Annotated in this window: 16 protein-coding genes and 1 tRNA gene; 14 read left to right on the top strand and 3 right to left on the bottom strand. The window is 67.0% G+C overall.

The annotated features are described in order from the left end of the window. Nucleotides 1-52 precede the first annotated feature (52 nt). The 9 genes from pheT (at nt 53) to KF907_RS07820 (ending at nt 9,268) form a co-directional block, all read left to right on the top strand. On the top strand, nt 53-2,443 hold the full coding sequence (gene pheT, locus KF907_RS07780; RefSeq protein ID WP_291219516.1) for a phenylalanine--tRNA ligase subunit beta: 2,391 nt from the start codon (nt 53-55) through the stop codon (nt 2,441-2,443). A 1-nt stretch (nt 2,444) separates the two neighbouring features. Then, entirely contained in the window at nt 2,445-2,747 is a 303-nt protein-coding gene (ihfA, locus tag KF907_RS07785; protein WP_291219517.1) for an integration host factor subunit alpha, read from the top strand. Then, entirely contained in the window at nt 2,725-3,081 is a 357-nt protein-coding gene (locus KF907_RS07790) for a MerR family transcriptional regulator (protein ID WP_291219518.1), read from the top strand. The genes ihfA and KF907_RS07790 overlap by 23 nt, the downstream gene beginning before the upstream one ends. A 93-nt stretch (nt 3,082-3,174) precedes the next feature. Beyond that, nucleotides 3,175-3,251, top strand: a tRNA-Pro gene (locus KF907_RS07795). 149 nt (nt 3,252-3,400) lie between these two features. Beyond that, entirely contained in the window at nt 3,401-4,288 is an 888-nt protein-coding gene (gene rfbA / locus KF907_RS07800) for a glucose-1-phosphate thymidylyltransferase RfbA (RefSeq protein ID WP_472843831.1), read from the top strand. Continuing rightward, on the top strand, nt 4,285-4,839 hold the full coding sequence (gene rfbC, locus KF907_RS07805) for a dTDP-4-dehydrorhamnose 3,5-epimerase (protein ID WP_291219522.1): 555 nt from the start codon (nt 4,285-4,287) through the stop codon (nt 4,837-4,839). The genes rfbA and rfbC overlap by 4 nt, the downstream gene beginning before the upstream one ends. Before the next feature lie 2 nt (nt 4,840-4,841). Beyond that, nucleotides 4,842-5,801, top strand: coding sequence for a dTDP-4-dehydrorhamnose reductase (gene rfbD / locus KF907_RS07810; protein ID WP_291220282.1), 960 nt, complete (start codon nt 4,842-4,844; stop codon nt 5,799-5,801). After that, nucleotides 5,798-7,237: a mannose-1-phosphate guanylyltransferase/mannose-6-phosphate isomerase gene (locus KF907_RS07815; protein WP_291219523.1), complete on the top strand. Its 1,440-nt coding sequence runs from the start codon at nt 5,798-5,800 to the stop codon at nt 7,235-7,237. The genes rfbD and KF907_RS07815 overlap by 4 nt, the downstream gene beginning before the upstream one ends. A gap of 69 nt (nt 7,238-7,306) precedes the next feature. Continuing rightward, a complete protein-coding gene (locus KF907_RS07820) occupies nt 7,307-9,268 on the top strand; it encodes an alpha/beta hydrolase family protein (protein ID WP_291219525.1) in 1,962 nt (653 codons plus the stop codon). Nucleotides 9,269-9,399: 131 nt separating this feature from the next. Here the strand turns inward: KF907_RS07820 and KF907_RS07825 are convergent, their stop codons facing one another. The 3 genes from KF907_RS07825 to KF907_RS07835 form a co-directional block, all read right to left on the bottom strand. Next, on the bottom strand, nt 9,400-11,007 hold the full coding sequence (locus KF907_RS07825) for a sulfatase family protein (RefSeq protein ID WP_291219527.1): 1,608 nt from the start codon (nt 11,005-11,007) through the stop codon (nt 9,400-9,402). Continuing rightward, nucleotides 11,004-12,602, bottom strand: coding sequence for a glucose-6-phosphate isomerase (gene pgi / locus KF907_RS07830; protein ID WP_291219529.1), 1,599 nt, complete (start codon nt 12,600-12,602; stop codon nt 11,004-11,006). Before pgi ends, KF907_RS07825 begins: the two co-directional genes overlap by 4 nt. Before the next feature lie 225 nt (nt 12,603-12,827). Beyond that, nucleotides 12,828-13,742, bottom strand: a complete 915-nt coding sequence (locus KF907_RS07835) for an ADP-ribosylglycohydrolase family protein (RefSeq protein ID WP_291219531.1) — start codon at nt 13,740-13,742, stop codon at nt 12,828-12,830. 261 nt (nt 13,743-14,003) lie between these two features. Between KF907_RS07835 and KF907_RS07840 the strand changes: the two genes are divergently transcribed. The 5 genes from KF907_RS07840 to KF907_RS07860 all read left to right on the top strand — a co-directional run bounded on the left by KF907_RS07840 (nt 14,004) and on the right by KF907_RS07860 (nt 23,189). After that, nucleotides 14,004-16,052 carry an alpha/beta hydrolase family protein gene (locus KF907_RS07840; protein ID WP_291219533.1) on the top strand — a complete coding sequence of 683 codons (2,049 nt, stop codon included), beginning with the start codon at nt 14,004-14,006 and terminating at the stop codon, nt 16,050-16,052. Between the two features lie 207 nt (nt 16,053-16,259). Continuing rightward, entirely contained in the window at nt 16,260-17,108 is an 849-nt protein-coding gene (locus KF907_RS07845; protein ID WP_291219534.1) for a cyanophycinase, read from the top strand. Nucleotides 17,109-17,241: 133 nt separating this feature from the next. Continuing rightward, nucleotides 17,242-20,049 (top strand): cyanophycin synthetase, encoded by a 2,808-nt coding sequence (gene cphA, locus KF907_RS07850; protein WP_291219536.1) that lies wholly within the window; start codon nt 17,242-17,244, stop codon nt 20,047-20,049. Between the two features lie 77 nt (nt 20,050-20,126). After that, complete coding sequence (locus KF907_RS07855) at nt 20,127-21,806, top strand: glutamate ligase domain-containing protein (protein WP_291219538.1); 1,680 nt, start codon at nt 20,127-20,129, stop codon at nt 21,804-21,806. A gap of 360 nt (nt 21,807-22,166) precedes the next feature. Continuing rightward, nucleotides 22,167-23,189, top strand: a complete 1,023-nt coding sequence (locus tag KF907_RS07860; protein WP_291219540.1) for a magnesium and cobalt transport protein CorA — start codon at nt 22,167-22,169, stop codon at nt 23,187-23,189. The last annotated feature ends 63 nt before the right edge of the window (nt 23,190-23,252 follow it).

The following is a 23,252-nucleotide window of genomic DNA, read 5'->3' on the forward strand; positions in this document are numbered from 1 at the left end:
CTCACCGCTGTCCCCCATTCCCCATTCCCAATTCTCCATTCCCGGCTTTCACATGAAACTCAATGAAAACTGGTTGCTCGAACACGTCGCCATCGATATCGCTCGAGAGGCCTTGATCGAACGTTTCGACATGATCGGCCACGAGGTCGAAAGTGCCGAAGTGCTCGGTGGTGCGCTCGATGGCATCGTGGTTGCCGAGATCCTCGCCTGCGCCAGGCATCCCGAGGCGGATCGCCTGCAGGTCTGCGAAGTCGATGCCGGCGGCGAGCGCGTGCAGATCGTGTGCGGCGCGCCCAACGCACGCGCCGGCCTCAAGGCGCCACTGGCACGTATCGGTGCACGCGTCGGCGATCTGACCATCAAGGCCGCGAAGCTGCGTGGGGTCGAATCATTCGGAATGCTGTGTTCGGCCAAGGAGCTCGGCATCGATGCCGATGCCTCGGGGCTGCTCGAACTGGCTGCCGATGCGCCGGTCGGCAGGCCGCTGGCGCAGGTGCTCGGTCTGCCGGATACCGTTTTCGACCTCGGCCTGACTCCGAACCGCGCGGATTGCCTGTCGATCGAAGGCGTGGCGCGCGATCTCGCCGCGGCACTGGCCGTGCCGGTCAAGCCGCTCGTCGTCGAACCCGTGCCGGCCACGCTGGACCGCACGATCGCGATCACGCTCGACGCGCCGATCGACTGCCCGCGCTACTGCGGTCGCTATATCGAAGGCATCGACCCAGCCGCGGCAACGCCGGCCTGGATGCGCGAGCGCCTGCAGCGTTGCGGCCTGCGTCCGATCAGCCTGCTCGTCGACGTGACCAACTACGTCATGCTCGAACTCGGCCAGCCGCTGCATGCCTTCGATGCGGAAACCTTGCACGGACCTATTGGAGTGCGCCGCGCGCGCGCCGGCGAGACGCTGCGCCTGCTCGACGAGCGCGAGGTCGAACTCGATGGTGATTTCCTCGTCATCACCGATGCCGGCCGCGCAGTCGCTCTGGCTGGCCTGATGGGCGGTTGGGACACGCGCATCGGTGCGCAGACGCGCAATGTGTTCCTCGAAGCCGCCCATTTCGCCCCATCGGCCCTGGCCGGGCGTGCGCGCCGACTCGGCATGCATACCGATGCCGCGCACCGTTTCGAGCGCGGTGTCGATCCACTCTCGCCGCGGCGTGCGCTGGAGCGCGCCACGCGCCTGATCCTCGACATCGCCGGTGGTCGTGCCGGCACGATTGTCGAGGCGTTTGCGCAAGCGGACCTGCCCGTGCGCGCGCCAATCCGGTTGCGCCGCGCCAGGATTGCTCGCGTGCTTGGCATCGGCATTGCCGATGCCGACGTCGAACGCATCCTCACGGCGCTGGGCCTCGCGCTGGCCACCGATGCCGAGGGCTGGACTGCGACGCCGCCGACCTGGCGCTTCGACCTTGCCATCGAGGAAGATTTGATCGAAGAACTCGCTCGCATCCACGGCTACGAGCACATCCCGGACTGCGCACCGGCCGGACAGCTCGCCGGTCCACGGTTGCGCGAGGATCGCGTGCGCCTCGGACAGATGCGCGAACAACTCGCCGCACGCGGCTACCACGAAGCGATTACCTTCGCCTTCGTCGGCCGCGACGTGCTCGACGACTGGGGGCTCACCGACCGCGCGATCGCACTGTCGAATCCGCTGTCCGCCGACCTCGGCGTCATGCGGACGAGTCTGCTGCCGGGTCTCGTGCGTGCGCTCGACGCCAACTGCAAGCGCCAGCAGGCGCGCGTGCGCCTGTTCGAGACCGGGCGCGCCTATTTCGATGCGGCCGGACGAGACGAAGCGAACGTGCCGGTCGAGATCGACCGTATCGCCGGCGTTGCGGTTGGTGATGCAGTCGCCGAGCAATGGGGCGAAGCGGCGCGCGCGCTCGATTTCTTCGACATCAAGGGCGATGTCGAATCGTTGCTGGCCCTGAACGGCAGCGCGGCCACCGCCTTCAGCTTCGAGGCCGGGGGGCCCGCATGGCTGCATCCGGGGCGCTCTGCGACGATCCGTCGCGACGGAGCCGTGGTTGGCCATGTCGGCGCGCTCGACCCGCGCCTGTCCAGGCGCCTCGATGTCGACGGCGAAGTGTTCGTGTTCGAACTCGACCTTGATGCGACCGCCCGGCGCCCGGTGCCGGAGGCGTCCGAGGTGTCGCGCTACCCGGCTGTGCGCCGCGACATCGCCGTGGTGGTGCCGGCCGAGGTGCCGTTCGGCGCATTGCAGGCCTGTGTGCGCGAGGCGGTCGGCCCCCTGCTGCAGGAGGCCTTCCTGTTCGACCAGTATGTCGGCCCAAACCTCGGAATAGGTGTCAAGAGTCTCGCTATAGGCTTGATTTTGCAGGATGGTTCACGCACGCTAACCGATCAGGACGCAGATCGGTGCGTCGCGCTGGCGGTATCGGCGCTGGAGGTCGGTTACAAAGCAAAGCTGCGGGGGTAGGATGGCGCTGACGAAAGCGGAAATGGCGGAGCGGTTGTTCACGGACGTCGGTCTGAACAAGCGCGAGGCCAAGGAGTTCGTCGACGCCTTCTTCGAGGCGGTTCGCGATGCGCTGGAGAAGGGGGGGCAGGTGAAGCTTTCGGGTTTCGGGAACTTCGACCTGCGGTACAAGAATCAGCGTCCCGGGCGAAACCCCAAGACCGGCGAGGAGATTCCGATCTCCGCGCGGCGGGTGGTGACGTTCCGTCCGGGGCAAAAACTGAAGGTCCGGGTCGAAGCCTATGCTGGATCAGGGGAGCAATAGCGAACTGCCGGCCATTCCGGCGAAACGCTATTTCGCGATTGGCGAGGTCAGCGAGCTGTGTGGCGTGAAGCCCCACGTGCTGCGCTACTGGGAACAGGAGTTCCCGAACCTCAAGCCGGTCAAGCGGCGTGGCAATCGACGCTATTACCAGCGTCATGACGTGCTGATGATCCGGCAGATCCGCTCGTTGCTGTACGACCAGGGGTTCACCATCACTGGCGCGCGCCAGCGCCTTGAAGGTCCGCAGGCGCGCATGGAAGTCAGCATCTCCGGCCAGATCGCGCGCCAGATCCGCATGGAACTCGAAGAAGTGCTGCAGATCCTCAAGCGCTGAGCGGGCAGCGGCGCAGCGGGAAGTCGCCGGGGTTCCGTGACCGCGCCTGGCCGGCTACACTTCGCGCCCCCTGCGGCGACACATGCATGCATTCGGGGCGTAGCGCAGTCTGGTAGCGCACCTGCCTGGGGGGCAGGGGGTCGTCGGTTCAAATCCGGCCGTCCCGACCATTCCGCATGTGTCCACCGCCGCGCATCCGCCGGCTTGGGATGCCTGCGCTACAGAAGACACCGGGTTGCGACCTTCTCGCCTCGATTGCTCCTGCCGCGCAAGCTTCTGGCCGCCTACAATGCGCGTTTTCCCGATTGTGAGCCTCTCCGTGACGGCACGACGCGGCATCATCCTCGCCGGCGGCTCCGGTACACGCCTGTATCCGCTGACCCAGGCGATCAGCAAGCAGCTGCTGCCGGTCTATGACAAGCCGATGGTCTACTACCCGTTGAGCACGCTGATGCTCGCCGGCATCCGCGACGTGCTGGTCATCAACACGCCGCACGAGCAGGTGTTGTTCGAGCGCCTGCTCGGCGACGGCTCGCAGTGGGGCATGTCGATTCGCTACGCGGTGCAGCCTTCGCCGGACGGTCTTGCCCAGGCGTATCTGATCGGACGCGACTTCGTTGGTGGCGCGCCGAGCTGCCTGATTCTCGGCGACAACATCTTCTACGGCCATGGCCTGAACGAATTGCTGGCTTCGGCCGACGCACGCACGCGCGGCGCGACCGTGTTCGGCTATCGCGTGCGCGATCCCGAGCGCTACGGTGTTGCCGAGTTCGACCGCGACGGTCGCGTTGTCGGTCTCGAGGAGAAGCCCGCGCAGCCGAAATCGCACTGGGCGGTGACCGGCCTGTATTTCTATGACGGCCGCGCCAGCGATTTCGCCGCGGCACTCAAGCCCTCGCCGCGCGGTGAGCTCGAGATCACCGACCTCAACCGCTGTTATCTCGATGACGGCAGTCTCATGCTCGAGCGCATGGGGCGTGGCTTCGCCTGGCTCGATACCGGCACGCACGAATCGCTGGTCGAGGCGTCGAGCTACATCGAAACGATCGAGAACCGCCAGGGACTCAAGGTCTGCTGCCCCGAGGAGATCGCCTTCCAGAGTGGCTGGATCGACGCCGAGCAGTTGCTGCGCGTCGCTGCACCGCTGGCCAAGAACGCCTACGGCCAGTACCTGCAGCAGCTCGCGCGCGAAGGGCGTGGCAAATGAAGATCCAGCGTACTGTTCTCGAGGGCTGCCTCGTCATCGAACCGGTCGTGCACGGCGACGCGCGCGGCTTCTTCTACGAAAGCTTCAACGCGCGTCGCTTCGCCGAGGCCGGCCTCGACCTTGCCTTCGTGCAGACCAATGTCTCGCGTTCGGCACATGGCGTGTTGCGCGGCCTGCACTACCAGTGGCCCAACCCGCAGGGCAAGCTGGTCAGCGTGCTCGAGGGTGAGGTCTACGACGTCGCCGTGGACATCCGGCGTGGCTCGCCGAGCTTCGGCCGTTGGGTGGCGGCGATCCTCTCGGCCGACAACAAGCGGCATTTCTGGATACCGCCCGGCTTCGCGCACGGTTTCGCCGTGCTCTCGGAGCACGCCACCTTCGTTTACCAGTGCACGACACCGTACGAGCGCGCCGGCGATGCGGCGATCCGCTGGAACGATGCCGAGCTCGCGATCGACTGGCCGATCGCGCAGCCGTCGCTGTCCGACAAGGACGCGAAGGCGCCGTTCCTCGCCGAGGTGGCATCCGATCGGCTGCCCGTGTTCGCGTGAACATGGCCGGGTCGAACACCCGCACGAGGATTCTCGTGCTCGGCGCCAATGGCCAGGTCGGTCACGCCCTGCACGGTGTGCTGGCGCCCCTTGGCGAGGTCGTCGTGGCGACGCGTGATGGTCGCCTTGTCGATGGGCGTGCCGCTGCGGCGATCGATCTCGAAGACTCCGCGGCACTGGTTGGCGGGCTCGATGCAGTGGCTGCCGACGTCATCGTCAACGCGGCGGCCTGGACGGCCGTCGATCGCGCCGAAGACGAGCCGGAGCGCGCCGACCGCATCAACCATCGTGCGGTCGGCGAGATCGGCGGCTGGGCGCAACGACGCGGCGCGTTGGTGATCCACTATTCGACCGACTATGTGTTCGACGGCACTGCCAGGCGCCCGTATCGTGAGCAGGACCCGACCGCGCCGCTGGGTGCCTACGGGCGAAGCAAGCGCGATGGCGAGGAGGCCCTGCGCGCCAGCGGCGCCGCGCATGTCATCCTGCGCACGGCCTGGGTCTATGGGCCGCGTGGTGGCAACTTCCTGTGCACGATGCTGCGCCTGGCCGGCGAACGAGATCGCCTGCGAGTGGTCGCCGACCAGATCGGTTCGCCGACACCGGCACCGTGGATCGCTGACATCACGGCGCGCATCCTTGCCCACTGGTGCGGTCTCGCTGGCGCCGAGCGCGCGTCCGTCGAGGGCACCTATCATCTGACCACGGCATCCCACACGAGCTGGCACGGCTTCGCCGAATCGATCCTGCGTGGCGCCCTGCGACGTGGGTTGATCACCCGCATGCCGGTGGTCGAGGCCATTCCTGCGGCGGAGTATCCGACCCGCGCACGCCGCCCGGCCTGGTCGGTGCTCGACACCGGCAAGCTCGCCCTCGTGTTCGGGCTACACTTGCCGACCTGGGAGCGGGGATTGGACGCGGTGCTCGACGAGCTCGCACGAAATCGAGGAGAGACTGGATGATCGTTCCCGTGATTCTTTCCGGCGGCGCCGGCACGCGCCTGTGGCCGGTATCGCGCAGCGCCTATCCGAAGCCGTTCATGCGCATGGGCGACGGCCAGTCGCTGCTGTACAAGACGCTCGACCGTGCCCTGCGCGTCGCCGATGGCGCGCCGGTGCTGACCGTCACCGGGCGCGACTACTATTTCCTGACTCGCGACGAGTACGCCACCCACCCGACGGCCGATCTCGATCGCCTGCCGTTCCTGCTCGAGCCGGCCGGGCGCAATACCGCGCCGGCGATCGTGCTGGCTGCCCTGCACGCGCTCGATCAGGTCGGTGCCGATGCGACCTTGCTGGTGCTGCCGGCCGATCATCTGATCCGCGACCTCGATGCATTCGCCGCCGATGCGCGCCGCGCCGCGGCGCTGGCTGCCGATGGTTGGCTGGTCACCTTCGGGATCCGCCCGACCCATCCGGAGACCGGCTTCGGTTATGTGCGCATGGGTACGGCGATCGCCGGCCACGAAGGCCGCGAGGTCGGTGCCTTCGTCGAGAAACCCAACCGCGAGACTGCCGAGAGCTACGTCGCTTCGGGCAACTATGTGTGGAACTCGGGCATGTTCTGCTTCCGGGCCGACGCCCTCGTCGCAGCCGCCGCACAGACCTGTCCTGACGTGCTCGCCGCCGCACGTGTCTGCCATGCCGGCGAGAAGAGCCACACCAGCCCGGTCGAGTTCGCACGCGAGCTGTTTCTTGCCCAGCCCGACATCTCGATCGACTACGCGATCATGGAACGCGCGTCGCGCGTCGCCGTGGTGCCGGCCTCGTTCGACTGGAGCGACATCGGCTCGTGGAAGGCGATCAGCGATCTCGACAGCGAGGCCGACGCCGACGGCAACCGCGTGCAGGGCCAAGCGATCATCGTCGAGAGCCGCAACTGTTACGTGCAGTCCGATGCGCGCATGGTCGCCGCTGTCGGGGTGAATGACCTCGTCATTGTCGATACCGGCGATGCCGTGCTGGTCGCCGATCGCGAACGCGCACAGCAGGTCAAGCTCGTCGTCGACCGCCTGCGCGCGAGCAACCACCAGGCGGCCACTTTCCACACCACCGTGCACCGGCCGTGGGGCAGCTACACGATTCTCGAGGATGGCGACGACTGCAAGGTGAAGCGCCTCACCGTCAAACCGGGTCATGTCCTTTCGCTGCAGTTGCACCATCGCCGCAGCGAGCACTGGACCGTCGTGCGTGGCACCGCCAAGGTGCGCATCGGCGAGAACGAATTCCTGCTCGAGGCCAATGAATCGGCCTACATCCCGATGAACACCGTGCATCGTCTTGAGAACCCGACCACAGAAGACATCCATCTCATCGAAGTGCAATGTGGCGACTACTTCGGCGAGGACGACATCGTCCGCCTCGAAGACCGCTACGGCCGCGTGCCGAGCAAGGCCTGACAAGCCTGTTGTCGCGCAGCAGTTCCGGTTGATTCCGTGCTCGATAGACAACTTTGCAAGGACACCACCATGATCCGATCCCTGATCGCGGCCTTCGCGCTGGCCACACCTTTCACCGTCGTGGCCCAGCCGGTGCCGCTCGCCGAATTCGTCAAGCGGCCTGTCTACGAGACCATGGAAATCTCGCCGGACGGCAAGAGGCTGGCCGCGATGGCCTATCTCGAGGGCAGGCGCTACATTGCTTTCGTCAACCTCGAGGACATGAAGGTCAATGCGATCAGGGCTCCCGAGGGCAACGAGATCACCAGCTTTGCCTGGGTGGCGCCGAATCGCGTGGTGTACACCGTCGGCGAGAAAGTTGCCGGCATCGAGAAGCCGTTCGAAACAGGTGAGCTCTATGCGGTCAACGGCGATGGCAGCTCCAGCGCCATGCTGTACGGGTATCGCAAGGGCGGGATGCAGACGGGCTCGCGTGTCAAGCAGGCCACGGCCGAGCGCGGCAGTGCGCGGCTGGTCGACAGCCTGCGCGACGAGGACAATTTCATCCTTGTCGCAATCGACAGTTGGGACAGTGGCACCGAGGGCGCCTACAGCAAGGTTTCGCGCATGGACGTGCGCACCGGCAAGCGTGGCAACGTCATCGCCACCGCGCCGATGCGGGATGCGAACTTCCTGACCGACCACAAGGGCAATGTGCGCTTCGCCTGGGGTGACGACACCCAAGGCAAGCGGCAGGTCCACTACCGACCCGACGACAAGGCCAAGTGGGAGCTCGTGCTCGACGAACGCGCGACCGGCCAGCGTGCCGCTCCGCTCGGGTTCGCGCGTGACAACACGGTTGTGTACTGGGACTGTGGATCGACCGAGTCGCCGGGCGGCCTGTGCACCTGGACCGACAAGGAACGTGATTTCAAGCGTGTCTGGTCGAACAAGCATGTCTCGATGACAGGACTCGTGCGCAGCCTCGACGGTCTCGACGTGGTCGGCGTGCGCGCCATGCCGGGCCGGCCGAGCCTCGATCCGCTGGTGAAGGGTGACCCGACGATCAAGATCATCGTCTCGATGATGCAGCAGCTCCCGGGCGACGACGTCGATCTCGTCTCGTCGACACCGGACGGCAGCAAGGCGGTATTCCTCGTCGCCGCCGACGTCAATCCCGGCGCGTTCTACCTGTATGAAACCGCGACCCGGAAGGGGTCGGTGCTGGCCGAAGTCGTGCCGTCGATCAAGCCCGAGCAGCTTTCGCCCGTCGAGCCATTCGAGATCAAGGCACGTGACGGCCTGACCCTGCACGGCTATCTCACCCGCCCGCCCGGCAAGGAGTCCGCAAAGAATCTTCCCCTCGTCGTGCTTGTCCACGGTGGTCCGCGCGCGCGCGACGGCTGGTTCTACGACGAGGAGGTCCAGGCCCTGGCCAGTCGTGGCTATGCGGTGCTGCAGGTCAATTTCCGCGGCTCGACCGGTTATGGCTATGACTTTGTGCACGCCGGTGATCGCCAGTGGGGCCGCAAGATGCAGGATGACGTGACCGATGCGACGCGCTGGGCGATCGACACGGGTGTGGCTGATGCCAAGCGTGTCTGCATCTACGGTGGCAGCTACGGCGGCTATGCGGCGTTGATGGGTGCGGTGCGCGAGCCGGATCTCTACCGTTGTGCGATCGGCGCCTACGGCGTCTACGACCTGCCGATGATGTACACGCGGGGCGACATTCAGAAAAGCCTGTGGGGCGTCGAGATGGTCAAGGAGATGCTCGGCAACGACGAGGCCGAACTGGCCCAGTACTCGCCGGCCAACTTCGCCGACCGCATCAAGGCCAAGGTCATGCTGGTCGTTGGCGGCCAGGACGAGCGCGTGCCGCCGGCACATGCCGACAAGATGCGCGCCGCCCTGGTCAAGCATGGCAATGCGCCCGAGTGGTTGTACTACCGCAGCGAGGGTCACGGCATCCACAACGAGGACACGCGCCTCGAGATGCTGACCAAGGTCGTCGGCTTCCTCGACGCCAACATCGGCGCGGCGAAAAATTGACGTTATCAACCAGGTCAGCCGTGATTTTCTCCGCAGGAGCCAGTTCACGGGCGACGGCAGCGGTCGCGTGAAAAGGCATCGCCCCTGAAGAGGCTCCTACGGGGGCTCCTACGGGGGCTCCGGGGTTTCCATCAATCGAAGCCGGCGCCGAAGATGCCTTCGATGGCCGACTCGGCCACCTGGCAGGGCAGCTTGCCCGGCTGACCACACTCGCGCAGAGCCGCCAATGCGGCGCGCAGGGCCGGTGCCGATGCACCGCGATCGCCGATGCTGGCGATCTGCCACGGATCCTCGTCGAGTGCGTAGTGCTCGACGCCATGCTGCATGCCGTCGATGCGCCAGTCGATCCAGCTGCGCGAGCGCAGCAAGGGCGCATCATCGGCGCCGCTGCGCACGGCGAAGTAGTCGGCGAACGACACCGGCGCCCAATCGCCATCGCGGAAATGCTCGACGAGAAAGCGGCGGCGCCAGCCTTCCGGTCTCACGCCGTCGAACAGGACGCGCAGGTCCGCGCCGTCCATCGTGAACGTCGGTGTGGCGCCGCCAAGAGCGGCCAGGGTCGGTGCGAGGTCGTGATTGAGCACCAGGGCCCCGCTTCGTGAGCCTGCCGGAATGCCGGGCCCACGCATCAACAGCGGCACACGGATCGATTCCTCGTAGGCGAGCACCTTGCCCCACGCGCGATGTTCGCCGTTGAACCAGCCATTGTCCGAGGTCAACACCAGCACCGTGTTGCTCCAGGCGCGGACCAGCTGCAGCTGCGTGCGTAGCCTGGCGACAAGGTCGTCGAGTGCGCGCAGCGCTTCGAGGCGGTGGCGGAAGCCGCGCTGCAAGGCGTCGACGTCAGCCGGCATGAGTGGCGGATAGTGGGCGTCGTACCAGGCCGGCTTGTCGCCGACGTCGGCCTCGCCGAACGAAGGCTTGTACACATCGAGGCCGATCGACGGCGGCAAGCTGCCCAGATGGCGTGGCGCACCGCGCACGTCGCGTTCGAATTCGCTGGCGGCGGGCAGGCACAGCTCGAAATGCGGTGCGAGCGGCGCGAGCCAGAGAAAGAACGGTCGCGGGTCGGTGGCGTATCCTGCAACGAAACCCGCAGCGCGCGCGGCGATCACGTCGGTCTGGTAGTCGGCGTCGCTGCCGCCATGGCTGACCAGGTTGCCGTTGTCGTTGATCGTGTAGTGGTACATGCAATAGGCGCCGGCATAGCCGATGCCGGGCACGCCATTGTGTTCGCCGTAGTCGGGCAGCACCTGCCAGTCGTTCCAGCCTGGCGGGACATAACGCATCGGGTCGCATGCCGGACAGTTGCGTGGCGGCACGTAGCCGTAGCCGTTGAGGAACTTGCCGATCAGCCCGGTACGGTAGCCAGCGCGTTGCAACCAGGTGCCGATGTGCTCGCGGTCGTCGAATGCAGCGAACGACCCGGACGGATCTTCGCCCTTCCAGGTGATGTTGAGCACGCCGTGGTTGTGCGAATAGCGTCCGGTCAGGAATGTCGCGCGCGATGGGCAGCACAGGGGATTCGACACGAAGGACTCGTCGAAACGCAGGCCACCCGCGCGCAGGATCGAGTCGATCGCTGGCAGCAGGCCGAGTTCGAGCGCACGATTGAACGTCGTCTCGTCGAGGTCATCGGCCATCAGCACGACGAGGTTCGGTGGTGACGCCATGGCGGCGCCGAGGCCGAAGCCGAGTGCGAGCAACCCGGCGATCCCTGCCTGCCTCGCGCGACTCATCCGCGCAGCCGCTGCAGCAGGCCGGCGGTGGAGGCGTCGAGTCCGCCGGTGTCGCCCGAGGCCAGGCGAGGCAGCAGGTCGTCGCACAGCGCCTTGCCGAGTTCCACCCCCCATTGGTCGAAACTGTTGATCTTCCACAGCGCGCCACTGGCCCACACGCGGTGTTCGTACATCGCGACAAGCGCACCAAGTGCGCGCGGGGTCAGGCATTCGAGCAACAGGGTCGTGCTCGGCCGGTTGCCGGAAAACGTGCGATGGTGTGCGAGCACGTCGGCGTCGATCGTTGTCGAGGCGGTCGGTGCGCGCTCGGTCCTTGCCTGCGCCGTGCTCTTGCCGAGCATCAATGCCTGTGCCTGGGCCAGGCCGTTGGCGAGCAACTTGGCATGCAGGTCGGGGTAGGGATGGGTCGGCGTGCGCACGAGGATGAATTCCACCGGGATCACGTCGGTACCCTGGTGCAACATCTGGAAGAACGCATGCTGGCCGTTCGTCCCGGGTTCGCCCCAGATCACCGGGCTGGTCGCGAACGGCAGTGCTTCGCCATCGAGGTCGACGCGTTTGCCATTGCTCTCCATCTCCAGTTGCTGCAGATAGGCCGGCAGGCGCTTGAGGCCCTGGTGGTAGGGCGCGACGCTGCGGCTGGTGAAGCCGTGGAAGTTGCGGTTCCAAACGTCGACCAGGGCGAGCAGCACCGGCAGGTTGCGTTCGAGCGGGGTTTCGGCGAAATGGCGGTCCATCGCATGCGCGCCGGCGAGCAGCTCGCGGAAGTTCACGGCACCGATCGCGATCGCGATCGGCAGGCCGATCGCCGACCACAGCGAGTAGCGCCCGCCGACCCAGTCCCAGAAGCCGAATGTCGTGTCGATGCCGAACGCACCCGCGGCCTCGACATTCGTCGTCGTCGCGACGAAATGCCGGCGCGTGTCGCCGCCACCGTGGGCGAGAAACCAGTCACGCGCGACCGCCGCGTTCGCCATCGTCTCCTGCGTGGTGAACGTCTTCGAGGCGATTATGAAAAGCGTCGAGTGCGGATCGAGATTGCGCAGAACTGGCGCGAGGTCGTGGCCGTCGACATTCGACACGAAATGAAAGCGCAGGTCGCGCTGGACGAAGGCGTCGAGTGCCGGAACCACCATCTGCGGGCCGAGGTCGGAACCGCCGATGCCGATGTTGACGATGTCGCGGATGCCGCTGGTCGCGGTGTCGCGGATGCGCTCGGCAAAATCGAGCATGCGTTCGAGCACGCCATGGACCTCGGTCGAATGGGCCCCTTGCCCCGGCGGCGCGCGCAGGGCCGTGTGCAGCACCGCGCGACCCTCGGTGGCATTGACAGCGGCACCGCCTAGCATGGCGTCGCGACGGTCGTCCAGGCGGCACTCGCGCGCGAGTTCGATCAGCAGGGCCAGCGTGGTCACATCGAGGCGGTTCTTCGAGAGGTCGGCGAACACGCCAGGCGCCTCGAACGAGAAGCGCGTGTAGCGATCAGGGTCGGCGGTGAAGGCTTCGCGCAGGTCGAAGTCACGGGCACCGGAGGCGTAGTGGCCCGCGAGAGCGGTCCAGGCGCGGGTACGGTCGCAGCGGATGCTGGAACTCATCGGCAGACTCGGTGGATCGAAACGCCAAGCATAGCGAGTCGGCGTGCCGTAGCGTGCGTGCAATCGCGGGCGGGACGATCACGCATCGGGTGCGCTACGCGAAGATCTGGGATGTCGTAGGAACCCGTTCACGGGCGATCGGGTGGTGGCAGAGCATCGCGCCTGTAGGTGCTACGGAAGAATGGAATGCCGGAGTGCACCACCGGATCGAGTTCGGGGCGGGCTCTACGCGCGATCTGTGGCCGCCGCAAACAGCCCGACTGCCAGCGCATCGATCTCTTCGCGCGCATGCAATACCGCCAGCCAGTCCGCCGGGATGCCGCCGACGCCATAGTAGGCACCGGCAATCTGGCCAGTGATTGCCCCGGTGGTGTCGGCATCATCGCCGAGGTTGGCGGCGGCGAGCACGGCGCTCTCGAAGCTCGTCGTGTGGGCGAAGCACCATAGCGCGGCCTCGAGCGATTCGACTGCGTAGCCGCTGCCGCGGATCGCCTCGCGCGGCTTGCCGAGCCAGTTGCCTTCAGCGATCGCGCGCAGCTTCGGTTCGGCGAGGACGAGCTTGCCCACGTCGAGCACGTCCGCGCGCGCATGACCATCGAGTGCGCGCGTGAGCATGCATGCGAACAGGCGGCAGGCTTCGACGGCCTCCGCTGCCGCGTGCGTCGTGCGCGAACTGTCCGCGGCATAACGATCGATCGCGCCGGTATCGGGATGCCAGCGCAGCACGATCGGGGCGAGACGCATCAGCGAGCCGTTGCCGGCGCTCGTCGGATCGGTCGAGCCGGCATACGGTTCGCCGTCGCGCTCGAAGCGCGCCAGCGCGGCGCCGACGGTGCGGCCGATGTCGAAACACACGCCGGTCGACGAACGCAGCCCCTGTCGCCACCAGGCGTGGTAGCGGCGCATCTGGTCGAGCGCGTCGAAGCCGCCGCAGGCGAGCAGGCTGTCGGCCAGGCAGAGCGCCATCGAGGTGTCGTCGGTCCATTGGCCCGGCTGCAGTTTGAACGGGCCGCCGCCGTGCATGCCGGTGACTTCCGCGAACGAGCCACGCGGCATGAACTCGAGCGTCGTGCCTACCGCATCGCCACAGGCCAGGCCGAGCAGGCAGCCGCGGTAGCGTTGGGCAAGATCGATCGACATGCGGGTACTCCGTCCGGCGCCTGCGCGGGGAGCGCACGATGCGGGTGTGGGGGCTGGCGTGCAAGCTCCACAGGAACTCGTCCACGGGCGCTGCTCTTCGACACGGGCGCGGAAGGGCATCGCCCCCGAAGGGGCTCCCACGGGGGCTCCTGCAAGGGAGGTGCCTCAAGCGCATCGCAAGCCCCGCCGTGACCCTCTTCGCTTCCGCACCCAGCCGGTGGCGGGTACGATCGGCGGTCCGTCCCTGCCGGAACCGAATCGATGTCCCGACTTGCCGTTGCCGCCCTCGCGCTGGCCATCGCCGCGCCGCTCCACGCCGCTCCGCGCGCCTTCAGCGTGCAGGATCTCGTCATGTTCGATCGCGTCAGCGAAGCCGCGCTGTCGCCGGATGGCCGCCGTGTCGTGCTGCAACTGCGCGAGACCGACTACGCCGCGAACAAGGGCAAGAGCAGCCTGTGGACGCTGCCGGCCGCCGGCGGCAAGGCCACGCGCCTGCGCGATGGTGCGAACACGCCGCGCTGGTCGCACGATGGTGCGGCGATCTGGTTCCTTGCCGCGAAGGACGAAGTGCAGCAGATCTGGCGCATGCCCGCCGCCGGCGGCGAGGCCGAGGCCATCAGTGCGCTGCCGCTCGATGTCGGCAGCTACAAGCTGTCGCCGGATGGCAGCCGCATCGCCTTCACCGCCGAGATCTTCATCGACTGCTCCGACGATGCCTCGCCGCTGGCCTGCACGACGCAGCGCCTCGACAAGCCGGAAGATGCCAAGGCCAGCGGCCTGTTGTACGACCGCCTGTTCGTGCGCCACTGGGATACCTGGGGCGACGGCCGCCGCTCGCAGCTTTTCGTTGCCGCGCTTGATGACGATGGCCGGCTCGGCGAGCCCGTGCTGGTCAGCAAGGGCCTCGACGGCGATATCCCGTCCAAGCCATTCGGCGACGACAGCGAGTACGCGTTCTCCCCCGACGGCACGCAGATCTATTTCGGCGTGCGCACGGCCGGCGCCGAGGAAGCCTGGTCGACCAATTTCGACATCCATGTGGTACCGGTCGACGGCTCGGCCGCCGCACGGAACCTGACCGCCGATAACCCGGCCTGGGACGCCCACCCGCTGCCATCGGCGGACGGCAAGACGCTCTACTACCTCGCCATGAAGCGTCCCGGTTTCGAGGCCGACCGCTTCGGCATCCAGGCGCTCGACCTCGCCAGCGGCGAACGCCGCGAGATCGCCGCGGACTGGGACCGTTCGGCTGGCGCGATGAAGCTCTCCGCCGACGGCAGGACGCTCTACACCGCAGCCGACGACAAAGGCGAGCATCCGCTGTTCGCCATCGACATCGCCAGCGGCAAGGTGACGAAACTGGTCGGCAACGGCAGCGTGGCCGGCTTCGATATCGGCGCGAAGACCCTGCTCGTCGCGCGCAACGACCTCAAGACGCCGACCGCACTGTTCACGACCGACCTGCGTGGACGCAACCTCAAGCCGATCTCGCGCTTCAACGCCGAGCGCTACAGGGACCTGCGCACCGGCGACTACGAGTTCTTCACCTTCAAGGGCGCCAACGGCGCAACCGTGCAGGGCTACGTGGTCAAGCCGGTTGGCTTCCGCCCCGGCAGGCAGTACCCGGTCGCCTTCATCATCCACGGCGGTCCGCAGGGCGCGATGAACAACGGCTGGAGCTTCCGCTGGAATCCACAGACCTATGCGGGTCAGGGTTTCGCCGTCGTCACCATCAATTTCCACGGCTCGACCGGCTACGGCCAGGCCTTCACCGACTCGATCTCGCAGGACTGGGGCGGCAAACCGCTGGAAGACCTCAAGCTCGGCTGGGCCGCGGCGCTCAGGAAGTACCGGTTCCTCGACGCCGACCGCGCCTGCGCGCTCGGTGCCTCGTACGGCGGCTACATGATCAACTGGATCGCCGGCAACTGGAACGAGCCGTGGAAGTGCCTGGTCAACCACGACGGCGTGTTCGACACGCGTGCGATGGGCTACGAGACCGAGGAACTGTGGTTCACCGAGTGGGAAAACGGCGGCACCGTCTACGATGCCCCTGCCAACTACGAGAAGTTCAACCCGCTCAACCACGTCAAGGACTGGCGCGTGCCGATGCTCGTCATCCAGGGCGACAAGGATTTCCGCATCCCGACTGCACAGAGCCTTGCGACCTTCAGTGCCCTGCAGCGCCGCGGCATCCCGAGCCAGTTGCTGGTCTTCCCCGACGAGAACCACTGGGTGCTGAAGCCGCAGAACAGCGTGCAGTGGCACCAGACCGTCGAGGCGTGGCTGAAGCGCTGGACCAATCCCTGAGGATCCGATTCCACCGCTCGCTACCGGCGTTTGTGGGAGCGGCTTCAGCCGCGATCATTTCCAGTTTCCTGCCGACCTCGGCCATGGAACGTCGCGGCTGGATTCGCTCCCGCGGAATCCGCTCCCACGGGGCGCAGGCCCGTTGCAGCTTCGCCCCGGTCCGTGTAGGAATGTCGGTCGGGTTTTCGCAACGGGGCAATGGGGTACATGAGTCCAAGCAAGGTGGCACACGGAGATGAGCGCGGCTGGATCGTGCCGATCGGCGGAGCCGAGGAAAAACAGAACGATGCGCGCATCCTCGAGCGTTTCGTCGGCTTGTGCGGCGGGCGCGATGCCGACATCGTGGTGATCCCGACGGCAAGCCAGCTGGCTGACACCGGCTCACGCTACGAGGCGATCTTCAGCGAACTCGGCGCGCGCCGCGTCACCGCGATGGATTTCGACACGCGCCGCGATGCCGCCGAGGACAACCGCCTCGAGCGCATCGGCGAAGCCAGCGGCATCTTCTTCACCGGCGGCAACCAGTTGCGCATCTCGACCCTGCTCGGCGGCACGCCGGTGGCCAAGCTGATCCGCACGCTGAATGCGCAGGGCGTGCATGTCGGCGGCACCAGCGCCGGCGCCAGCATCCTCAGCGAGCACATGATCGCCTTCGGCAGGGAGGGCTCGTCGCCGACCGCCGGCAGTGTTCGCCTCGCGCCGGGGCTGGGCCTGACCAACCGCTTCGTCATCGACCAGCATTTCCGCCAGCGCGACCGCCTCGGTCGCCTGCTCGCCGCGCTCGCCTACAACCCGTTCGCGATCGGCATCGGCCTCGACGAGGACACGGCCGCCTTCATCCGTCCCGACAACACGCTCGAAGTCGAGGGCAGCGGGGCGGTCACCGTGGTCGATGCGAGCGAGCTCCAGTTTTCCTCGATGGACCAGGTCAGCGAGAACGAGCCCGTGTGCCTGCTCGGCCTGCGCATCCACATCCTCGTCGCCGGTGCGACCTTCAACCTGCATACGCGTGTCGCGTCGGCGGGATCGTTGATGGTCGACAAGTCGAAGCATTAGCGGCCAAGGCAAGCGGTGAGGGTGCGACGATCGCGTTACATCGATCGGTCGTGATCTCCGGAATCCGGGCCCTCGCCACGTACTCGATCTGCCACCCTTGGCCGGTCGCCAAACCCTCAACCAGGACCCACTCATGCGCATCCTCGATCGCTCCGTCTACGTCGGCCCGTCGCTGTATGCGCACTTTCCGGTCATCCGCCTCGAACTCGATCTCGGAGAACTCGAGCAGTGGCCGACCGCGCGCCTCGGCGATGCCTTCATCGACGGTCTGGTCGCCGCCTTGCCAGGCCTGGCCGAGCATGGCTGTTCGTATCGCGAGCCTGGAGGGTTCATCCGACGCATGCGCGAGGGCGAGGGCACCTGGCTCGGTCATGTGCTCGAGCACGCCGCCATCGAGTTGCAGAACGTTGCCGGCGAGGACGTGACCTTCGGCAAGACGCGCAGCATCGATGACAACCGGCCCGGCATCTACTCGGTCGTCTACGAGTATGCGCAGCGCGAGGAAGGCATCGCCGCCGGTGAACTGGCCCTGCGCCTGCTCGCATCGCTGCTGCCAGACAAGCTGCGTCCGGCCGGCAGCGTGCCGGAGGATTGGCAATGGGAGACCGCGCGCGACGAGTTCATCCGCTACGCACAGCGCCGCGCGCTCGGGCCCTCCACGGCCTCGCTGGTGCGCGCCGCCGAACAGCGCGGCATCCCGTGGCTGCGCATGAACGACCAATCCCTGGTACAGCTCGGTCACGGCAAGTACCAGCAACGCATCCAGGCCACGGTGACCGGCCGCACCCCGCATATCGCGGTGGAGCTGGCCAGCGACAAGGAGGAGACGAACAAGATCCTCGCCTCGCTCGGCCTGCCGGTGCCGCGGCAGGAACTCGTGCAGAGCGAGGACATGGCGGTGCGCGCCGCGCGGCGGCTCGGATTGCCTGTCGTCACCAAGCCGTACAACGGCAACCACGGCCGCGGCATCTCGATCAAGCTGTCCAGCGATGAAGAGATCCGTGCCGGCTTCGCCGCCGCGCGCGAGCATTCACGCTCGGTCATCGTCGAGAACTACGTCAGCGGCGATGACCACCGCCTGCTCGTCGTCAATGGCGAACTCGTCGCGGCGACGCGGCGCACACCCGGCCACGTCGTCGGTGACGGCGCGCGCACCATCGCCGAGCTGGTCGAGGTCGTCAATGCCGATCCGCGTCGTGGCGTCGGCCACGAGAAGGTGCTGACCAAGATCCAGCTCGATCGCGAGGCTGAAGTGATGCTGGAACGCGCCGGCTACACCGCGCAGTCCGTGCCACCGGCCGGTGAGGTCGTCTATCTGCGCTCGACCGCGAACCTGTCGACCGGCGGCACCGCCACCGATGTCACCGACATCATCCATCCGGACAATCGCGACATGGCCGTGCGCGCGATCCGCGCGATCGGCCTTGATGTCGGCGGTGTCGACTTCCTGTCGCCCAACATCGCCGAGAGCTACCGCAAGGTCGGTGGCGGCATCTGCGAAGTCAACGCCGCGCCGGGCTTCCGCATGCACGTCAGTCCGAGCGAAGGCACGCCGCGCGATGCCGCGGGTCCGGTCATCGACATGCTGTTTCCGCCCGGCTCACCCTCGCGCGTGCCGATCGCCGCAGTCACCGGCACCAACGGCAAGACCACCACCGCGCGCATGCTCGCCCATATCACCAAGATGGCCGGCTACACGCCGGGCCTGACCACAACCGACGGTGTCTACATCGACGGCCAGCGCACGGTCGAGGGTGACATGACCGGCCCGGTGTCGGCACGCATGGTGCTGTCCGATCCGCAGATCGACATTGCCGTGCTCGAGACCGCGCGTGGTGGCCTGCTGCGTGCCGGCATGGGGGTGCGCAAGGTCAATGTCGGTGCGGTCATCAATGTGCAGTCCGACCATCTCGGCATGAAGGGCATCGATACGCTCGAACAGCTTGCCGAGGTCAAGCGCATCGTCATCGAGGTTGCCGAGGACTGTGCCGTGCTCAACGCCGACGATCCGAACGTGTTGAGGATGTCTGGATACACCGAGGCGAAGACGATCTGCTACGTGACCATGAACCCCTCGCATGGCCTGGTGCGCGAGCACATCCGCGCCGGCGGCCGTGCTTGTGCCCTGGAGGGTGGTGTCAACGGCCAGATGATCACGCTGTACGACAAGGGCAGCCACATCCCGCTGCTGTGGACGCATCTGATTCCGGCTACGCTCGAAGGCCGCGCCATGCACAACGTGCAGAACGCCATGGTCGCGGCGGCGATGGCGTTCTCGCTCGGCATCAAGCTCGATGCGATCCGCCAGGGCCTGCGCACCTTCGACACCACGTTCTTCCAGGCACCGGGCCGCATGAACGTGTTCAACGAACATCCGTTCAAGGTGCTGTTCGACTACGGCCACAACGCGCACGCGGTCGGTGTGATGGCCGATCTTGCCCAGCGCCTCGACGTTACCGGCCGGCGCATCGTCGTGCTGGCAGGCCCCGGCGACCGGCGCGACGAGGATCTGCATGCGATCGCCGACGCCGTGGCCAACCGCTTCGACCACTACATCTGCCGGCGTGACGACAGCCTGCGCGGGCGCGACGGCGACGAGGTGCCGCTGATCATGTCGCGGCGTCTGCGCGAGGCCGGTGTTGCCGCCGAGGCGATCGCCATGATCCCCGACGAACAGGATGCGATCGACGCCGCCCTGCGCATGGCGCGGCCGGGTGACCTGCTGCTCGTGTTCGCCGATGCGCTGGTGCGCTCGTGGAAGCAGATCATCAAGTTCCGTCCGGAGGGTGCTCCCGAATCGAAGCCGGCACCGGCACCGGCATCGGCAGTCGCGGTGAGCGAGGCTGCCGAGCCGGCCTTCGACGAGGCGAGCTTCGCCGCTCTCGGCGGCGTGGTGCGCGACGAGCGCGGCATCCATCTGTCGCGGGAGGCCGAAGACTGAGCGCCGAACCGCGCCTCCCGTTCGAGGATTCGCGCCGCCTCACGGGAGCCAATCCACATTTCGCCGAAGCCGGCGCGGTGCTCGAAACCGTCGGGGCGATGCCGTCGTCCGCGATGCTCGATGCCTGGCGCGCGCGTGTTGGAGCGATGCGCGCGATGCTCGGCTGGCCGCAAGGCGCGGTCGTCGCGCGCGTGCATCGCGGCGGCGCCTCGCTCGCCTTCACGGCACCGATCGACCAGCTGCTGACGGCCACCGAGGTCAACGAATGGGCCTGGAACTCGCTCGTGTTCGAGACGGGAGCGGGGATCGATGACTTCGATTGGCAGCGCGCGCCCGGCCATCCGGCTGCATGGGATGCCGCCTCGGCACATGCGACCCTGTTGCGCCATGCGCATGCGGAACGCAATCCCGCCCTGCTCGCACTCGTTGCGGAAGCGCGTCGGCGCGGCCTGAACCTGCTCGTCGACGACACGGTCTCGATCGGCAGCGGCACGGGGGTTCTCCAGTGGCCGTGCGCTGCGCTGCCGGCGCCGCACGCCATCGACTGGCACGCCTGCCACGACATTCCCGTGGCGCTGGTCACCGGCTCGAACGGCAAGACCACGACGGTGCGCCTGCTCGCCACCATGGCGCGCGCGCATGGTTGGACGACCGCGCACAGTTGCACCGATGGCCTGTTTGTCGACGGTGAACCATTCGCTGCCGGCGACTATTCGGGCCCGGCCGGCGCACGCGCCGTGCTGCGCGTGCCGCGTGCACAGGCCGCCATCCTGGAAACCGCGCGCGGTGGCCTCCTGCGTCGCGGCATCGCCCCCAGCCATGCGCGTTGCGCTGTCGTCACCAACATCAGCGACGACCATTTCGGTGAGTACGGCGTGTATACGCTCGATGACCTCGCCGCGGTCAAGCTCACGGTCGCGCGCGTGGTCGATGCCGACGGCTTGCTCGTGCTCAATGCCGACGACGCCATGTTGGTGCGCCATGCGCCCGCAGGCGTGCCGCTCGGCTGGTTCGCCCTCGATGACGAGCATCCTCTGCTCGTCGCGCATCGCGGCAAGCGCGGCACGACATGCGGCGTGCGTGACGGACATCTCGTGCTCACGCGTGCCGGCGTCAGGCACGACCTCGGTGCGATTGCCGCGATGCCGCTGAGCCATGACGGCGCGGCACGCTACAACATCGCCAACATCGCCGCCGCCGCGCTCGCGGCCGATGCGCTCGGCATCGCCGCGACCACGATCGCCGGCGTGCTCGCACGCTTCGGTGCGCGACATGCGGACAACCCGGGTCGCCTGCAACGCTGGCGCATCGACGGCGCCACCGTGCTGGTCGACTATGCGCACAATCCGGACGGCCTGCGGGGCCTGCTCGCGGTCGCCGCCGGCCTGCGTGCTGGGCACGGGCGCCTCGTCCTCGTGTTCGGACAAGCAGGCAATCGCGGCGACGCCGAGATCGGCGAACTCGCCGCGGTCGCCGCCGCGGCCAGGCCCGACCGCATCGTGCTGAAGGACATGCCAAGCCTGCTGCGCGGACGCGCCCCAGGCGAAATGCCGACCCTGCTGCGTGCCGGTCTCGTCCGCGCTGGCTTCGACGCGACGCGCATCGTCGATGGCCTCGACGAAATAACCGCCGCGCATCGCGCCGTCGAAGGCGCCGGCGATGGCGATGTCGTCGTGTTGCCGATCCACACGCCGGAATCGCGTGCCGTGGTGTGTGCGTGGCTGGACGGCCGCTCCCAAGACATCCAGGCGCCGTAGGAAACGGTTTCAGCCGTGATGCCCTGCCTGGACAAGGCCGCAAGGAAGACGCATCACGGCTGAAGCCGTTTCCTACAGGGCAATGTGGGGCGCGCACATAGCCGGAGCGCGCACATAGCCGGAGCGCGCACATAGCCGGAGCGCGCACATAGCCGGAGCGCGCACATAGCCGGAGCGCGCACATAGCCGGAGCGCGCACATAGCCGGGGGCACGCGCATGGCCGGGGGCACGCGCATGGCCGGGGGCACGCGCATGGCCGGGGGCACGCGCATGGCCGGGCCAAGCGCATAGCCGAGGCACGCACATAGCCGGAGCATGCACATTGCTCCGGGAGCGACCCGGCGCGCATCATTCGTGCCATGGCCCTGCAGACCCCCCTCGTACCGAGCGCGCCCGCCGATGCCGGCGCCCCCATGGTGATCAATTGCGTGGCGTATTCGAGCCGTGGCGAGCGTATCGGCGACATCGGCGTCGATGCGATCAGTGACGTGCTCGACCAGCCCGATACCTTCGTCTGGGTCGGCCTGGTCGAACCCGACGAGGCGCTGCTGGAAAAACTGCAGGAGGAGTTCGGCCTGCATGACCTCGCCATCGAGGACGCCCACAAGGCACACCAGCGCCCGAAGATCGAGGCCTACGGCGATTCGCTGTTCATCGCCGCGCAGACCGCCCAGGTCGTCGCCGGCGCGATCGAGTTCGGCGAAACGCACATCTTCGTCGGTCGGCGCTACCTCGTCACCGTACGCCATGGTGCCTCGCTGTCGTACGCACCGGCGCGGCGCAGCTGCGAGCAGGCACCGGACATGCTCACGTACGGGCCGAGCTACGGGCTATACGCCGTGCTCGATTTCATCGTCGACAACTTCATGCCGATCGTGCGCAGCTTCAAGGAAGACCTGCAGGAACTCGAAGAAGACATCTTCGAGGACACCTTCAAGCGCGAGACGATCCGCCGGCTGTACGCGCTGAAGAAGGAACTGGTCACCCTGCGTCTTGCCATTGGCCCGCTGCAGGACATCCTCAACCAGCTCACCCGGCTCTACCCGGGCCTGGTGCGCGACGAGGTGCGGCCGTATTTCCGCGACGTCTACGACCATGCCGCTCGGATCAACGAATCGACCGACACGATGCGCGAGATGCTGACTGCGGCACTCAGCGTCAACCTCTCGCTGGTCACTGTCGCCCAGGGCGAAGTGGTCAAGCGCCTCGCCGGCTGGGCCGCCCTGCTCGCCGCACCGACCCTGATGACGAGCTGGTACGGCATGAACTTCCACCACATGCCGGAACTCGACAAGCCGTGGGGTTACCCGGCGATGATCGCGCTGACGATCGGCATCTGCGGCGGCCTCTACGCCCTGCTCAAGCGCGCGAAGTGGCTATAGGAGCCCGTTCAGGGAACCTCTAAAAACCGATCAATCTCCGTCGCTCCGGCGAAGGCTGGAGCC

Source organism: Dokdonella sp., assembly GCF_019634775.1.
Lineage (GTDB): Bacteria > Pseudomonadota > Gammaproteobacteria > Xanthomonadales > Rhodanobacteraceae > Dokdonella.

Coding starts and splice junctions, on each gene's coding strand:
- pheT (WP_291219516.1), top strand. CDS start 53: ATGAAACTCAATGAAAACTGGTTGCTCGAACACGTCGCCATCGATATC.
- ihfA (WP_291219517.1), top strand. CDS start 2,445: ATGGCGCTGACGAAAGCGGAAATGGCGGAGCGGTTGTTCACGGACGTC.
- KF907_RS07790 (WP_291219518.1), top strand. CDS start 2,725: ATGCTGGATCAGGGGAGCAATAGCGAACTGCCGGCCATTCCGGCGAAA.
- rfbC (WP_291219522.1), top strand. CDS start 4,285: ATGAAGATCCAGCGTACTGTTCTCGAGGGCTGCCTCGTCATCGAACCG.
- rfbD (WP_291220282.1), top strand. CDS start 4,842: ATGGCCGGGTCGAACACCCGCACGAGGATTCTCGTGCTCGGCGCCAAT.
- KF907_RS07815 (WP_291219523.1), top strand. CDS start 5,798: ATGATCGTTCCCGTGATTCTTTCCGGCGGCGCCGGCACGCGCCTGTGG.
- KF907_RS07820 (WP_291219525.1), top strand. CDS start 7,307: ATGATCCGATCCCTGATCGCGGCCTTCGCGCTGGCCACACCTTTCACC.
- KF907_RS07825 (WP_291219527.1), bottom strand. CDS start 11,007: ATGAGTCGCGCGAGGCAGGCAGGGATCGCCGGGTTGCTCGCACTCGGC.
- pgi (WP_291219529.1), bottom strand. CDS start 12,602: ATGAGTTCCAGCATCCGCTGCGACCGTACCCGCGCCTGGACCGCTCTC.
- KF907_RS07835 (WP_291219531.1), bottom strand. CDS start 13,742: ATGTCGATCGATCTTGCCCAACGCTACCGCGGCTGCCTGCTCGGCCTG.
- KF907_RS07840 (WP_291219533.1), top strand. CDS start 14,004: ATGTCCCGACTTGCCGTTGCCGCCCTCGCGCTGGCCATCGCCGCGCCG.
- KF907_RS07845 (WP_291219534.1), top strand. CDS start 16,260: ATGAGTCCAAGCAAGGTGGCACACGGAGATGAGCGCGGCTGGATCGTG.
- cphA (WP_291219536.1), top strand. CDS start 17,242: ATGCGCATCCTCGATCGCTCCGTCTACGTCGGCCCGTCGCTGTATGCG.
- KF907_RS07860 (WP_291219540.1), top strand. CDS start 22,167: ATGGCCCTGCAGACCCCCCTCGTACCGAGCGCGCCCGCCGATGCCGGC.